12 protein-coding genes are annotated in these 12,983 nt (G+C 68.7%); 4 read left to right on the top strand and 8 right to left on the bottom strand.

Features of this window, described 5'->3' with window-relative positions; genetic code table 11:
- On the top strand, positions 1–312 hold a 312-nt coding region (locus tag IE231_RS15985; RefSeq protein ID WP_229867247.1), incomplete at its 5' end, for a LysR substrate-binding domain-containing protein.
- A gap of 137 nt (positions 313–449) precedes the next feature.
- Here the strand turns inward: IE231_RS15985 and IE231_RS15980 are convergent.
- The 7 genes from IE231_RS15980 to IE231_RS15950 all read right to left on the bottom strand — a co-directional run bounded on the left by IE231_RS15980 (position 450) and on the right by IE231_RS15950 (position 8,928).
- The gene (locus tag IE231_RS15980) at positions 450–1,880 is read right to left on the bottom strand and encodes a hypothetical protein (protein WP_189694985.1); all 1,431 of its coding nucleotides are present in this window, start codon (positions 1,878–1,880) and stop codon (positions 450–452) included.
- A gap of 211 nt (positions 1,881–2,091) precedes the next feature.
- Positions 2,092–3,543 carry an amino acid permease gene (locus tag IE231_RS15975; RefSeq protein ID WP_189694984.1) on the bottom strand — a complete coding sequence of 484 codons (1,452 nt, stop codon included), beginning with the start codon at positions 3,541–3,543 and terminating at the stop codon, positions 2,092–2,094.
- 270 nt (positions 3,544–3,813) lie between these two features.
- On the bottom strand, positions 3,814–4,380 hold the full coding sequence (locus IE231_RS15970; protein WP_189694983.1) for a hypothetical protein: 567 nt from the start codon (positions 4,378–4,380) through the stop codon (positions 3,814–3,816).
- 227 nt (positions 4,381–4,607) lie between these two features.
- On the bottom strand, positions 4,608–5,594 hold the full coding sequence (locus IE231_RS15965; protein WP_374189467.1) for an alcohol dehydrogenase catalytic domain-containing protein: 987 nt from the start codon (positions 5,592–5,594) through the stop codon (positions 4,608–4,610).
- A gap of 73 nt (positions 5,595–5,667) precedes the next feature.
- Positions 5,668–7,380: a glycoside hydrolase family 13 protein gene (locus IE231_RS15960; protein ID WP_189694982.1), complete on the bottom strand. Its 1,713-nt coding sequence runs from the start codon at positions 7,378–7,380 to the stop codon at positions 5,668–5,670.
- Between the two features lie 155 nt (positions 7,381–7,535).
- Complete coding sequence (locus IE231_RS15955; RefSeq protein ID WP_189694981.1) at positions 7,536–8,483, bottom strand: nuclease-related domain-containing protein; 948 nt, start codon at positions 8,481–8,483, stop codon at positions 7,536–7,538.
- A gap of 127 nt (positions 8,484–8,610) precedes the next feature.
- Positions 8,611–8,928, bottom strand: coding sequence for a putative quinol monooxygenase (locus IE231_RS15950; RefSeq protein WP_189694980.1), 318 nt, complete (start codon positions 8,926–8,928; stop codon positions 8,611–8,613).
- 143 nt (positions 8,929–9,071) lie between these two features.
- Between IE231_RS15950 and IE231_RS15945 the strand changes: the two genes are divergently transcribed.
- The 3 genes from IE231_RS15945 (at position 9,072) to IE231_RS15935 (ending at position 11,808) form a co-directional block, all read left to right on the top strand.
- Positions 9,072–9,743: a haloacid dehalogenase type II gene (locus tag IE231_RS15945; protein WP_189694979.1), complete on the top strand. Its 672-nt coding sequence runs from the start codon at positions 9,072–9,074 to the stop codon at positions 9,741–9,743.
- Between the two features lie 86 nt (positions 9,744–9,829).
- Positions 9,830–10,198 (top strand): hypothetical protein, encoded by a 369-nt coding sequence (locus tag IE231_RS15940; RefSeq protein ID WP_189694978.1) that lies wholly within the window; start codon positions 9,830–9,832, stop codon positions 10,196–10,198.
- Positions 10,199–10,293: 95 nt separating this feature from the next.
- Positions 10,294–11,808, top strand: a complete 1,515-nt coding sequence (locus tag IE231_RS15935) for a CYTH and CHAD domain-containing protein (RefSeq protein WP_189694977.1) — start codon at positions 10,294–10,296, stop codon at positions 11,806–11,808.
- Here IE231_RS15935 and IE231_RS15930 read toward each other — a convergent pair.
- Positions 11,795–12,937 (bottom strand): alcohol dehydrogenase catalytic domain-containing protein, encoded by a 1,143-nt coding sequence (locus IE231_RS15930; RefSeq protein WP_189694976.1) that lies wholly within the window; start codon positions 12,935–12,937, stop codon positions 11,795–11,797. The genes IE231_RS15935 and IE231_RS15930 overlap by 14 nt on opposite strands.
- Between the last annotated feature and the right edge of the window lie 46 nt (positions 12,938–12,983).

Here is a 12,983-nt window from a genome sequence, read left to right as displayed (position 1 = left end):
CCCAACGTCCTGGCCGTCCTCGAGGACGCGTGCGAAGCGGCGGGCTTCGCCCCGACCGTCTCGTTCGAAGCCCGAAGCTACCAGGAGGCACAGGCCATGGTCGCCGTCGGCATGGGGATTGCCCTCGAACCGCAACTCTCCCTCTACAGCCTCCGCGACGACATCTCGGTGATCACCGCGGTCTCGCCCACGCCGCCGGCGCGCAGCATCGTGCTCGCCCGCCGTGGGGGCGAGCGGCCCTCTCCCGCCGGGGCCGCGATGGGACGCATCCTCGTCGAGGCCGGCCGGGCGTGGGAGGCAACCCAGAGCTAACACCGTTCGCGCACGACGGCGCGTGCCCGCCGTTCTGCCGCAGGACTATCTCCCTGGGGACAATCATGTCCGTGCTGTTAGGGGAAAAGCCAACATGGTTGAAACTCTTGGGTGCACTGCGCTGCACCCCACGGCGGTCAGGCCGTTTGGCGCCTGCCCCGTAGGACGACAATGTCGCCGTGCGTGCCATACCCAAGTTCTGACTCGTTGTGAGGCGTGCCGTCGAAAGTGAGGATGAAAGGGTCGTCATTCGGATTGACGACCAATGGATGGGGAATGTTTGTCGGATATGGCGCGTTCAGCGTGTCGATACGATGCATGGCAAGGTCGTATATCGGATAATCCCGAGCATCACCGTCGCTGGCAAGGACGTAGAGGTTGCCGTCGAGAATTGTCAGCAAAGTCCCTTCAGTCTGCTGATGTATTGTGTCTGCTCCTACACGTTCCAACTGGCCGTCCCACTCAGCTCCTGGAGAAGTCTTCGCGAGAACGGGCCTGAAGGTGAACCTCGGCGAATACCTCGTGCATTCGACGAACGCCAGCCACCAAGCTCCTTCATGACGAATCAGCGATGGGTCCCAGGCGTCATATTCGGTGGGAAGCGGCCAAGGCCGCGACTCAAGCACGTGAACTCCAGTGAGAATGTCTGCCTGTGAAGCCGCAGAGCGTACGTGGGCATTGTTGTCGAAATCACCCCACGAGCTGACTCCGACGAGGAACCCATCCTCCCCGCGAAGTATGAACCCAGCATGGTCACCCAGCAGCCGGCCGTCTCGATTGAAGAACAAGTGGCTCTCCAAGCGCAATTCCTCTGGACTATTCTCAGGAAACGAGAACACGGCCCAGTGGGCTGCATGGAAGAATCCAGGTCCAGCACACGTGGCGGTCATCCAGAGCCTTCCCCCGTCGCGGATGGGCTCTCCGTCTGGCGAGCGAATAAGCTGCGGGTCGCGAAGCCCGACATAGCCGAAATACCCTGCGCGGGCGCGCGCGAAGCTGCCTCGCCAGAAGAGTCGGGAGGCGGACAGGCAATCGGCCTGCCGTAAATCGATTCCATCGGCAGGACTCAGACGGCAGACCACAAGAACGGACCAATCCCCGCCATCCCTGCTCCAGAGACACACGGTGTTCTCCGTGAACGTCAGCGCCACCCGCGCGGGACCCGCGGCAACAACGCGTTTTCCAAGTAGACGCTCAGAATGGACTGTGGAGAGGAACAGGCGAACCTGGTTCTCCGAAACATCGTAGTCGGCTCGTACGGTTCCCCGTGGGGTTGAGATGCCTGCCTCCCACGCACCGGGGTCGCCTTCAGAACTTAGCTCGATCGTGAGGAAAGGGGCTCGCGGCACGGTGTCGATGTAGTGGCGTGTCGCGGGACTCTCTCCTGAAGACGCGAAGAATTGCCCAGCTGCAGGAAGCAAATCAAAGGGCCGAAATCTCTGCGCCTCAGCAAATTCCATCCCCCTCCACCCCGTTTCACGACCACGAGGGAGTAGTGGGTCGCGTTCCGGCTTGAGGTTGTCCAATGCGCGGCGAACTGCCGTAAAAAGCCCCTTGGGTGCCAACATGAGGCAACCCTACCCTGTGACATCGCAGCGCCTCATCAGTGCGGTTGCTGGATGAGCGGCCCTTCTGGTTTCCACGGGAATGATTTAGCCGGCTTTACGCCCGCCGCGGACTCCGATCCCAGCAGCTCCGGAACCAACTGCTCGGCGGCCCAGGTGGCCGCGCACGACGCCGGGCTCTCACCCGCCGTCGTGCGCTCTGCGGAGCCTTGGGTCAGCCCCGCAGGCTCGCCTCCTGCACCCGGCGCGGGCTGTCCGGGTTCATGAGCGAGTGCCTGCGCCCGTAGCCGAAGTAGATGGCCAGGCCGATCACGAGCCAGACCACGAAGCGGAGCCAGGTCTCCCAGTGCAGCTGGGAGATCAGGAACAGCGAGGCGAGGACGCCGAACGCGGGGACCACCGGCATGAACGGCAGGCGGAAGGTGCGCGGCGCGTTCGGCTTGGTGCGGCGGAACACGATGACCGAGACGCAGACCACCACGAACGCGGCGAGGATGCCGATGTTGGTCAGGTCGGCCACGGCGCGGATCGGGAACACCCCGGCGAGGAACGCCGAGCCGAGGCCCGCGATCCACGTGACGCGCTGCGGGGTGCCGCCGCGGTCCACCTTTGAGAACCACTTCGGCAGCAGTCCGTCACGGCTCATCGAGAACCACACGCGGGTCACGCCGAGGAGGAAGGTCAGCATGACGGTGAGGATGGAGAGCACCGCGAACACGGAGATGATGCTCGCGATCACCGGCAGGCCCACGCCGGCGAAGGCGGAGGCGAAGCCGGCCTTCGGGTCGATGTCCTTGTAGTTCTGCATCCCGGTGAGGACGAGGGTCGCGGCAACGTAGAGGAGCATCGCGATGATGAGGGACAGGACGATGGCCTTGGGCATGTGCTTCTTGCCCTCGGTGGCCTCCTCGGCGGCCGTGCTCATCGCGTCGTAGCCGAAGACCGCGAAGAACACCGTGGCGGCGCCACTCATCACCGGGCCGAAGCCGCTGGGCATGAACGGCGTGTAGTTGCTGGTGTTGATGTAGAAGATGCCGAGGCCCACGATGAACAGGATCAGGACCACCTTGATGGCCACGACCGCGAGCTCGAACCGGCCGAAGGCCTTGGTCCCGCGGCTGAGGATGAGCGTGACGAGCAGGCAGATCAGGATGGCCGGCAGGTTGATGACGCCGCCCTTGCCCTCGTCCACCGTGGAGGCCATCCAAGCCGGGAGATGGACGCCGAAGCCGCTGAGGAACGCGTCCAGGTAGCCGGAGATGCCGATGGCGACGACGGCGACGATCGCGATGTACTCGAGCAGCAGGTCCCATCCGATGAACCAGCCGGTGATCTCCCCGAGCGCCACGTACCCGTACGTGTAGGCGGAGCCGGCGCGCGGGATCATGCCCGCGAACTCCGCGTAGGAGAGGGCCGCCGCGGCCGAGGCGAGCCCCGCCACCAGGAACGAGATGAGGACGGCCGGACCCACCCCCGGGTTGGCCGAATCGCCGTGCGCGACGAGCCCGGCGAGCGAGAAGATGCCGACGCCGACGATTCCTCCCACACCGATCGCCGTGAGCTGCCATAGCCCGAGGCTCCTGAACAGACCGCTCTTGACGGTCTCGTCCTCCATTTCCTCCAACGGCTTCCGCCGCCACACCGAACGCAGGTCCTGCCCAATCATCGAGAACTCCCACCTGTGCTTCGGACCCGCGGTCCGGGCCCTCCCAAGAGCGCAGCCTCACGCGACGTGACGTGGACCACAGCTCCCGCACCAGTATTGGAAGAACCGTCCCGTCACGTAAAGCAACTCTTACTGAACACTACTGTTCAGCTTTCCTGACGGTTTGCCGTCTGGAGAGGCAGGACGGGGCCGGCCACCCGGTGGCGTGACCCCCAGACCGCGGGCGCCTCTGCCAGGAATGACACCCGCGGTCTGGAGGAGTCGGAAGCCTCAGTTCCCCGCGACCACGCAGGCGTCGCCGATGAACGCCCCCGCGAACGAGGGGGCGCCGAGGGCGGCGGCAGCCGCGGGGGTGAGGGTCAGGCCCGCGGGCGTGCCCGTGCACGAGGGGACGGAACCGTTGATGGGCTGGACCGGGCCGAGGGCGAAGAGGTCAACGCGACCCTGAAGCCGCTTGCCGTTCAGCTGGGCCTTGGCATCGAGGAGGCCGGTGCCGAGGTTGATGTCGAAGTTGGTCAGACGGAGGTCGCCGCCGCCAATCGGGGTGAAGTCGAGGCCGCCGACGTGCCCGATGACGCCTTGGCCGATGCTCGTGATGGGGAACGACACTTGGGGCATGCCGCCCGGCGCCGTCAGTCGGGCCGGCGCGAGCGCTCTGACGTCGAGGGTGTTGACCAGAACGGGCACGAGTTCGGGGTTCAGCACCACTGTCGTCGCCTTGGGGCTGCGCGGGGCGGTTCCCATGCCCGCGTCGGCAGTGGCCGCGGGTGCAAGGAGGACGGTCGAGGCAAGTGCTGCGGCGGACGCGGCGGCGGCAAGGAAGCGGCGAGTACGCATGGGTCTTCTCCAAAGGGCAAGGGCACAAGGGCCGGGGCTTCTGCTACATCAGACAGTGACACTCTGCGATATTCTCGACAACCAAGTATTTCGGTTGTCGAGATAGATTATGCCCGCACGGATCCCGTGCGGCAAGGGCCTGCCTCCTCAGACCGCTGGGGAACACCACGCACCTGGAGGCGGCACCCCCGCAGGAGTGCCGCCTCCAGTGCTGGCGAGGCCACCCGTCAATCGACGGTGAGGACCACCCGGAAGCGGGCCTTGCCCGACATCATGCGGTCGAACCCGTCCGCGGCCTTCTGGAGCGGGTACTCCTCGATGAGCGGGCGCACGCCGGTGAGCGCCGCGAAGCGCAGCGTGTCCTGGGAGTCCTTCGCGGTCCCGGACGCATGTCCCGCCACCGACTGGCTCCCGCCGACGATTGCCCCGGCATTGACGGACAAGGGCTCGTGCGGGACGCCGAGGACCACGAGCTTCCCGCGCGGCGCCAGGCCGCCGATGGCCGCCGTCATCGCATCGGCATCGGTCACCGTGGCGAGCACAGCCTTCGCACCGCCGAGCGCGGCAAGCGAGGCCGCGACGTCGTCCGCGGTGCTGTCGATGTAGTGGTGCGCCCCGAGCTCCCGTGCAAACTGCTCCTTCTCGGCACCCCGCGCGATCGCGACGGTCTCGAAGCCCATGCGGGCCGCGAACTGCACGCCGAGGTGGCCGAGGCCGCCGAGTCCGAGGACCGCCACGACGTCGCCGGCGCGGGCGCCGCTCTGCCGGAGGCCGTTGAAGGTGGTCACGCCCGCGCACATGAGCGGGGCGGCCTCAGCGTCGCTGAGCTCGTCCGGGATAGCCGCAAGCGCATCAGCCGGGGCCACGACGAACTCGGCGTACCCGCCGTCGAAGGTCAGGCCGGTGACGTTGCCGACGCGGCAGGAGATGAAGTCGCCGTCGCGGCACGCATCGCACACGAAGCAGGCACCGCCGAACCAGCCGACACCCACGCGCTGGTCGGGCGTCCACTGCTCGACGCCCTCGCCGACTGTCTCGACAGTCCCGGCCACCTCGTGGCCCGGGATGCGCGGGTAGGAGGAGGCCATGCCGGCGCCGGGCATGGTGTCGGAATGGCAGACGCCGCACGCCGCAACGCGCACGAGGACGTGGCCGTGCGGGACCTCGGGGACCTCACGGTCGACGGTTTCGAAGGCCTCGCCGGGGGCAGGGATCTAGACGGCTCGCATGGTGACACCTTTCGTCGAAGGGGTTGGCCTCCCTCGCTATACCCCAGGACGACGCCGGCTATGCACCCACCGTGCGAAGGCGGCAGGCGAACTCCCAGGGCCGCAGGTCCAGGCCCTCGCTCTTCGGATAGTTGCCGAGCAGCACGTCGGCACCGGCCCAGTCGGAGTCCCCGAGGTCCACGGCCTGCGGCTCGCCCGAGAAGTTTCCGAGCACGAGCAGTTCCTCGCCCCCGAGTCGCCGGACGAAGGCGTACACGGATTCGTGGTCCGGCAGGAGCATGGTGAAGTCGCCGTCGGCGACGACGGGCAGCTCGTGGCGGAGCCGGATGAGCTCGCGATGGAAGTTCAGGACCGAGTCGGGGCGGCCCAGCTGCTCGGCGGCGTTGACCTCCGCGGCGTTCGGGTTGACCCCGATCCACGGGGTGCCGGTGGTGAAGCCGGCGTGCGGGCTCCCGTCCCACTGGACTGGGGTGCGGGCATTGTCGCGGTTGAGCGGGGCAACGCTGGCCAGGACCGCGGCCGGATCGAGCCCGAGCGTATCCGTGGCCTCCCGGTAGTGGTTGAGCACCTCGATGTCGCGGTGCTCGGCGATGGTGGCGAACGGCATGTTGGTCATGCCGAGCTCGTCCCCCTGGTAGATGTACGGCGTGCCGCGGTGCAGGTGCAGGACCCCGGCCAGCATCTTCGCCGACGCCTCGCGGTAGGCGCCGTCGTCGCCGAAGCGGGAGACGGCGCGCGGCTGATCGTGGTTGCCCCAGTAGAGGCTGTTCCAGCCGCGCTCCTGGAGTCCCGCCTGCCAGCGGCCGAGGGACGCCTTGAGGTCGGTGAGGCGGAGGGGCTTCCGCCGCCACTTGTAGCCGTCCCAGTCCAGGGTCACGTGCTCGAACTGGAAGACCATGTCCAGCTCGGCCCGGGACGGGTCCGTGAACAGGACCGCCTCCTCGAGCGTCACGCTCGGCATCTCCCCCACCGTCAGCAGCCCCGGGCCGCGGGCGGCGAACACCTCGAAGTGCATCTCCTGCAGGAACTCGTGGATGCGTGGACCGCACACGTAGCCGCTGCGGTCATGGCTGTACAGCTCACCCTCGGCCAGGGGCTTGTCCGGCAGCGCGGTGTCCTTCGAGAGGAAATTGACCACGTCCATGCGGAACCCGTCGACACCGCGGTCCAGCCACCAGTTCATCATGGCGTACACAGCGCGACGCACCTCGGGGTTCTCCCAGTTCAGGTCCGGCTGCTTCCTCGAGAACAGGTGCAGGTAGTACTGGCCCGTGTAGGCGTCGTACTGCCACGCCGGGCCGGAGAAGAACGAAGCCCAGTTGTTGGGTTCGGCGCCCGGCATCCCGGGCTCGTGGCCGGGACGGGCCGGGCGCCACCAGTACCAGTCGCGCTTCGGAGAGTCGAGCGAGGCCCGGGACTCGGCGAACCATGGGTGCTCGTCCGAGGTGTGGTTGACCACGAGGTCCATGACGAGCTTCATGCCGCGCCCGTGGAGACCCTTGATGAGCTCGTCCAGGTCCTCGAGCGTGCCGAAGATCGGGTCGATGTCGCGGTAGTCGCTGATGTCGTAGCCGTTGTCGTCCTGCGGCGAGCGGTACACCGGCGAGAGCCAGACGGCGTCCACGCCGAGGTGCTCCAGGTAGTCGAGCTTGCCGATGATCCCCTTGAGGTCCCCGATCCCGTCCCCGTCCGAGTCGGCGAAGCTGCGCGGGTAGACCTGGTAGACGACGGCCTTGTGGAACCAATCACGCGAATCGCTCGGAATCGGCATGGAGCCCAGTATGCCCCTCGGCCTCACCAGACACAGGAGGCGCACGACGGCGGCCGGGAACCCGCCGTCGTGCGTGCCGGCCGGGCGTCGCTAGACGTGGCGGCAGCGAGACTCACAAGCACTCACACGGGCAGAGCTCGGGAAGGTCGGCTTCGCTATCCCGGGCCTGGGTCAGCCGGCGGCGGCACCTTGAGCTTCCCGATGAGCGCAGCGCGTACAGCGGGGTTGTCCGGCCAAAGACCGACGGTTGCTGCCAAAGCGTTCCCGATCCGTTCCATAGCCTGATCCGCTGTGGCCATATGGACGCCATGGGCCGAAATCGACCTCTGCCCCACGGCGACATTCGTCCCGTGGATAAGGACCAGAGGGACGACCTCGGTCTTGGCGCCCAGCAGCCTTCGGTATCCTTCTGCCGCTACATGCATGGCGTTGTGCCGCGGTGGTCCGTACCCGTCTGCACGGACGATGAGGTCCCGATCACGACGTACATGCCACTCGTAGGTGCCCCACCGGTACAGCTTCGAGTCGATGAGGAACACGAGATTCCCGCGCGCCACCGCATGGTCGACGTCAGCGACGTCGTCATACGGGAACTGCATCCCGTGGAAGACCGACGTACCGGGGATGCTTAGGACGAGGTCCAGGAGCAGCGCGGTGGCCTCCTCCCCCACGGCACCTGCCTCGGTCTGCGCCGCCCCGAACCGTGGCGCGGCAGCGCGAATCCCTCCCGGGTCGCCGAAGACCCGCCCAACGCGAGCGGCTGACTTCGCGGCTTCACGGTTACCAGACCGCTGCCCGGCGGCCGCCGCAAGGATCCGCACGAACCGGACCAGAGCAAAGATGAGGACCCCGAAAATAACGGACACCCATCCGGACGAAGTGCGGGTGCCCGTCGCCAAGGCGACAAGCGACACCGCCGTCAAGCCGCCGAGCAGGATGAAGACGCAGCCAACGCTGCGAAGTGCCGCACGCCAAGCGACCATCCGATTCGCCGACCGCAGTTCTGCAGTGACGTAATTCGGGCCGCCACCGAAATTTCGGTACCACGACCAATCCATGGGCCTCACGCCCGAGAAGGCGAGAGCCCGAACCTCATCCCCCATTGCCGTCCCCCCACGACGTTCAAGTCCTGTCCGAATCCTACGCAGAGGGTTCACAGACACCCAACGAGATGGGCCGGACGACGGCGGGTGAGCTCCCGCCGTCGTCCGCTCCCCCAAACGGCCCCCCCTACTTGACCGCGAGCTCCCCCAGCTCGGACCAACCGTCCACCTTCACGTTGATGATGTCCGGCGTCCGGGACAGGTACGCGGGCAGTTCCTCGGTGGCCTTCTTGAAGTGGGCGGTCTTCACATGCTCGCCGCCCGCCTCGTCGTCGCGGAACGCCTCGAGCAGCACATAGGTGTTCGGGTCCGTCAGGGACCGGGACCACTCGAAGAAGAGGCAGCCGTCCTCGGCGTTGGTGGCCTCGGTGAAATCACGGGAGATCTCGGGCCAGGCGTCGGCGTGTTCGGGCTTGACGGGGAATTTCGCGCTGATGAAGATCATGGGTTTCCTTTCCTCCGGGACAGGCTAGGGGACGAGGATAGCGCGGCTATGTCCCACACCTCTCCTGCCGCGCAGTGTGACCCTTGCCCGCCGGGGTACTCCTCCCCCACCAGCACCCCCGCCTGATCCTGGAAGGACCCGCCATGGCCGCAGCACCCGAAGTGATCGTCTTCGACGTCAACGAGACCCTCTCCGACATGTCCCCCCTGCGAGCGCGGTTCGCCGAGGCCGGCGCTCCGGAGCACCTGGCCACACTGTGGTTTGCGACCCTCCTGCGGGAGGGCTTCGCGCTCGCGGCCGCTGGCGACGCGGCGCCCTTCGCCGAGATCGGCACTGAACTCCTCACAGGCCTCCTCGATGGAGCCGGCGTGCACGAGCCCCAGGCCACGGCGCGCCGTCTCGCCTCCTCGGTGGCAGATCTCCCCCTGCATCCCGACGTCCCGGAGGCGGTGAGCACCCTCCGCGCAGCCGGTCTCCGCCTCGTGACCCTGACCAATGGCTCCGCCCAGGTCGCCCAGAAGCTCTTCGACGCCGCCGGCATCCGGGACGAGTTCGAGGCACTGCTCTCAGTCGAGGACGCCCCCGCCTGGAAACCGCATCCGTCCTCCTACCACTACGCCGCGCAGCAGTGCGGTGCCCGGGAAGAGGACATGATGCTCGTTGCCGTCCATCCGTGGGACATCCACGGCGCCGCCCAAGCCGGCCTGCGCACCGCCTGGGTGAACCGTTCAGGGGCTCCCTACCCGTCCTACTTCGCCCGCCCGGAGGTGACGGTCACGTCGCTGACGCAGCTCGCAACGGAACTCGCCGGCTGAGCCGGGGACGGATCCTAGGCTTCGGAGGCGCGCAGAACGGAACCCATCGGCACGCACTCTGAGCCGAGCCGATGCAGGATGGGACCATGAGCGATGACACGGAGATGATCCAGCGCGGCATCGGCATCCTGACCGCGGCCCTCACGTGGGAGCCCGACGACCCGGCGGCGGCCGAGATGTTCAAGGAGTCCCTCAAGACCCTGGCGCGCGTGGACGACGACATCTCCGTCACCTTCTCCGGCGGCTCCGCAGAACAGGCCGCGGCTCTCCGCGACATCCTGCCGGAGGTGATCCGAAAGGTCATCGAGGCCCTCGCGCCGGACTACACGCGACTCGTGCTCGGTATGGCGATCGGGTTCAAGGCCGTCGCAGACGCCTACCGGGACGACGTCCCGGAGGCCGACGTCGCCGCGGTCCTCCAGGCCGCCTCCCTGCACCTGGCGGACGAGGAGTAGAGAGCGCGGCAGGCTGTCGCCGCGGTGGGGATTGCGCTGCTGCGACTGCCCCGCCGCCTCTGGGCACCGCCCGGCACCGCCCGTAGGCTTGCTCCATGGCCGCGGACTCCCTCGAGGTAGAGCGCAAGTACAGCGTCGAGGAGGGCACTCCCCTGCCGCCCCTCGCGGAGCTGCCAGGGGTGGCCGCCCTCGCGCCCACCCGGTTTGACCGCCTCGAGGCCGTCTACTTCGACACTCCCGGTCTGGCCCTCGCGGCCCACCGGATCACGCTGCGGCGGCGGATCGGCGGCCACGACGCCGGGTGGCACCTCAAGGTCCCGGCCGAGGCGGCCGCACGGCACGAGATCTCCGAGCCGCTCGGCGTAGACGCCTCCGCTGTCCCGGCGCGGCTCGCGGGCCTCGTAGCCCTCCACACCCGCGGCGGCGCCCTCGTGCCCGTGGCGCGGGTGAGCACGCGCCGCGCCGCCACCGACCTGCTCGCCCCCGGCGGTGCGGTCCTGGCGGAGTTCAGCGACGACCGCGTGGAGGCGCAGGCGCCCCCCGGGACCGGCCCTGTGCAGACATGGCGCGAGTGGGAGCTCGAGCTCGTCACCGGCCCGGAGGACCTGCTGGCCGCGGCGGACACCCTCCTGGCGTCCCTAGATGTCAACCCCGCCGAACTCCCCTCGAAGCTCGCACGCGCGCTCGGCGACGCGGTCCCACGGCAGGAGCCTGCGGCCACCCCCAAGCGGAAGGGGCCTGCCGCCGTCGTGCTTCTGGCCTACCTACGCGAACAGGCCGACGCGCTCGCGGCCCACGACCCCGCCGTGCGGCTCGACGCGCCGGACGCCGTCCACCAGTTGCGCGTGAGCGCGCGCCGGATGCGGTCCGCGCTGGCCACGTTCCGGCCGTTCGTGGACGCCGAGGCCGCGAACCGGCTCCGCGGCGAGCTCTCCTGGCTCGGCAAGACCGTGGGCCAGGCGCGCGACGTCGAGGTAATGCGCGACCACCTCGCAGGGCTGGTCACAGCCGAGCCGCCCGAGCTGGTCGTGGGACCGGTCGCAAGGCGCCTCGAGGGGGATTCGTCGTCGCGCTACCGGCAGGCGCACGACGTCGGGGTGGTCGCCTTGGACAGCGAGCGCTACTTCCACCTCATGGACTCACTCGAGGACTTCCTCACCGATCCCCCGCTCAGCGAGAAGGCCGAGAAGAAAGCCGCGCCGGCCGCAGAGCGCCGCCTGCGCAAGAATGTGAAGCGGATCCGCGCTGCGGTGGAGCGTGCCGAGGAAGCCGAGGAGGCCGGCGTGCCCGAGCACGAGCTCGACGCGGCCCTCCACGAGGTGCGCAAGGCGGCCAAGCGCCTCCGCTACGCCGCCGAGGCGGCCCGTCCCGTGCTCGGGAAGCAGGCCAAGCAGCTCGCCGAGGCGGCCGAAGAGCTCCAGGAGACGCTCGGGGGCCTCCAGGACAGCGTGGTGACCCGCGAGCACCTGCGCCGCCTCGCGGCCGAGGCCGAGGCAGACACCGAGAGCGCCTTCACCTACGGCCGGCTGCACGCGCTCGAGCAGCAGCGCGCCGCCGAGTCGCGCGCGAGGTTCGCCAAGGAGTGGGCGAGGTTCGTCAAGCAGTGGTGACAGGCGCGCCGTCGAACGCCACGACCTGCCGGATCACCTCACCCGAGGCGAGAGCGTCCATGCCCTCGTTGATGTCCTCGAGCGCAATGGTGCGGGACACGAGCCGCTCGAGCGGCAGGCGCCCCTCGCGCCACAGGGCCTCGAAGGCGGGCACGTCCCGCTTCGGAACAGCCGAGCCGAGGTAGCTGCCCACCACCGTCTGCGCCTTCGCCGTGAGCTGCAGCGGCTCGATCTCCGCGAGCGCCCCCGGCGCCGGCAGCCCCACGGTCACGAGCGTCCCGCCCAGCCCGAGCAGCCGGAACGCCGTCTCGAAGGCGCGCGGGTGCCCCACGGCCTCGAGCACAACGCTGGCCTCCGCCTTCCGCTCAAGGGCCTGCGCCGGGGTCATGGCCTCAGCGGCACCCCACTCGAGCGCTGTGGCCAGCTTGGACTCCTGGGCATCAACGGCGATGACCCGGCAGCCGGTCCCCACCGCCGTGAGCAGACCCGCCATGCCCACGCCGCCCAGGCCCACGACCGCCACGCTGGTCTCGGGCGTGATGCGCCCCGCGTTCAGCAGGGCGCCACCACCGGTGAGCACGGCGCAGCCGAGGAGCGCGGCGATAGGCGGCGGGACATCGCCGCCGACGGGCACGACGGAACGCTCGTCGACCACGGCATAGGTCGCGAAGCCGGAGACGCCGAGGTGGTGCTGCACCACCTCGCCAGTGCCCGGGCGCGAAAGGTGCCGGGTGCCGGTGAGCAGGGTTCCGGCGGCGTTGGCGGCGCTGCCCCGCTCGCACGGCAGCCGGCCCTCGGTCGCGCACGCGGCGCACTCGCCGCAGCGCGGCAGGAACGTCATGACCACGCGCTGTCCGGGCTCCACGGAGGCGACGCCGTCGCCCACCTCCTCGACGATGCCGGCAGCCTCGTGCCCGAGCAGCATGGGCAGCGGCCGGGGCCTGGACCCGTTGACCACGGACAGGTCGGAGTGGCACAGGCCGGCGGCCTCGATCCGCACGAGCAGCTCGCCCGGGCCCGGGCCGGCCAGCTCGAGGTCCTCGACGGTGAGGGGACGGCTGCTCGCGTACGGCGTGGGGGCACCCATCGTGTTCAGGACTGCGCCGCGAATGGTGCGGGTGGCGGACATGGGGACTCCTTCGGCAGCCGGGTGTGCTGATGGCAGTCAAGCAGGT

It is taken from the genome of Sinomonas cellulolyticus (genome assembly GCF_014656475.1).
GTDB lineage: Bacteria > Actinomycetota > Actinomycetes > Actinomycetales > Micrococcaceae > Sinomonas > Sinomonas cellulolyticus.
The sequence above is the reverse complement of the archived record's forward strand: the minus strand, read 5'-3'. Positions and strand labels throughout refer to the sequence as shown.

Bases quoted from the DNA above. Each gene is read 5' to 3' on its own strand.
- IE231_RS15970 (WP_189694983.1), bottom strand. From the start codon at position 4,380: ATGCGTACTCGCCGCTTCCTTGCCGCCGCCGCGTCCGCCGCAGCACTT.
- IE231_RS15940 (WP_189694978.1), top strand. From the start codon at position 9,830: ATGAGCGATGACACGGAGATGATCCAGCGCGGCATCGGCATCCTGACC.
- IE231_RS15950 (WP_189694980.1), bottom strand. From the start codon at position 8,928: ATGATCTTCATCAGCGCGAAATTCCCCGTCAAGCCCGAACACGCCGAC.
- IE231_RS15960 (WP_189694982.1), bottom strand. From the start codon at position 7,380: ATGCCGATTCCGAGCGATTCGCGTGATTGGTTCCACAAGGCCGTCGTC.
- IE231_RS15930 (WP_189694976.1), bottom strand. From the start codon at position 12,937: ATGTCCGCCACCCGCACCATTCGCGGCGCAGTCCTGAACACGATGGGT.
- IE231_RS15955 (WP_189694981.1), bottom strand. From the start codon at position 8,483: ATGGGGGATGAGGTTCGGGCTCTCGCCTTCTCGGGCGTGAGGCCCATG.
- IE231_RS15945 (WP_189694979.1), top strand. From the start codon at position 9,072: ATGGCCGCAGCACCCGAAGTGATCGTCTTCGACGTCAACGAGACCCTC.
- IE231_RS15975 (WP_189694984.1), bottom strand. From the start codon at position 3,543: ATGATTGGGCAGGACCTGCGTTCGGTGTGGCGGCGGAAGCCGTTGGAG.
- IE231_RS15980 (WP_189694985.1), bottom strand. From the start codon at position 1,880: ATGTTGGCACCCAAGGGGCTTTTTACGGCAGTTCGCCGCGCATTGGAC.
- IE231_RS15935 (WP_189694977.1), top strand. From the start codon at position 10,294: ATGGCCGCGGACTCCCTCGAGGTAGAGCGCAAGTACAGCGTCGAGGAG.